This is a genomic window from Chryseobacterium contaminans, assembly GCF_001684955.1.
GTDB classification, from domain to species: domain Bacteria; phylum Bacteroidota; class Bacteroidia; order Flavobacteriales; family Weeksellaceae; genus Chryseobacterium; species Chryseobacterium contaminans.
On record NZ_MAYF01000211.1, the window covers coordinates 1 to 1,288 of the forward strand.

The following is a 1,288-nucleotide window of genomic DNA, read 5'->3' on the forward strand; positions in this document are numbered from 1 at the left end:
GAAAAAGTTGTGGATGCTAACGGAAAGATAGTAAAGGAAATGAAATATAACTACAAAAACTAACAAACGATGAAAAAAATACTCATTCCTGTAGGCCTGTTGCTGATAAGTTCTTCAGCACAAGCCCAGCTTAGCCAGGGAGAAAACTATATTCAATCCAAGACCTATCTGGATTATAACGGAACCACTCCAACCAAAACCTCAGAAACTGTCCAATATTTTGACGGATTGGGAAGACCCAAGCAGATTGTCAATGTAAAAGCTTCTCCTTCAGAAAAAGATGTGGTTACCCATATTGAATATGACCAGTTTGGAAGACAGGTTAAAGACTATCTTCCCATTCCACAATCAGGGACTATGAATGGTGCTATTATTCCCAATCCTTTATCCAATGCCACTAATACCCCTTATGGCTCAGAAAAGATCTATTCAGAAAAAGTATTGGAAAATTCTCCCTTAGATAGGATACAGCAGCAAATTCAGGTAGGTAATGACTGGAGCAATAAACCCATAAAATTTGATTATGAAGCCAATATTTGGGAAGATTATGTAAGGAAATATGAAACTACAACGACCTGGGTTGAAGGAAGAACTCAAACTTCTGTTCAGCTTCTTCAGTATTTCCAGCCTTCTCAATTATATAAAAATACACTTACTGATGAAGATGGAAATAAAACCATTGAATTTAAAAATGGTAAAGGTCAGCTTATTTTATCCAGAAAAGCAATCAGTGCTACCGAAAATGCAGATACCTATTATGTATATAATGAATATGACCAGTTGGCCTTCGTTGTCCCCCCACTGGCATCAGCTCCTACTGTGGAATCTTCGACAGTAGAAAATCTGTATTATCAATACCGCTATGATGGCAGGAATCGATTGGTAGAAAAGAAAGTTCCTGGCAAAGGCTGGGAATATATGGTGTATGACAGATCAGACAGGTTAATTCTCTCTCAGGACGCCAATCTAAGGGCTGCCAATAAATGGCTTATTACCAAATATGATAAGCTGGGAAGAATTGCTTATACAGGCTTTTTAACAGGCGGAGATAGAGCAGGTAGACAGAATCAGATCAAAGATCTGGTGATTACTGAAGATAGAAGTACCACAGGATTTACCCGAAACGGAATTACAGTATACTATACCGATGGTGCCTTTGTTGGTGAAATACCTACCGTTTTAAGTGTCAATTATTATGATACCTATCCGGGATATAGTTTTAACCCTCCATTCCCTTCAACGATTCAGGGAGAGCCTATACTGACAGAAACTCCAACAGCCGAAGGCA

At 38.6% G+C, this 1,288-nt stretch carries 1 protein-coding gene; it reads left to right on the forward strand.

What is annotated here, in order from left to right:
• Positions 1–69 precede the first annotated feature (69 nt).
• Positions 70–1,288 (forward strand): DUF6443 domain-containing protein (locus tag BBH99_RS11760; protein WP_228390796.1); only part of this gene is annotated, 1,219 nt, incomplete at its 3' end.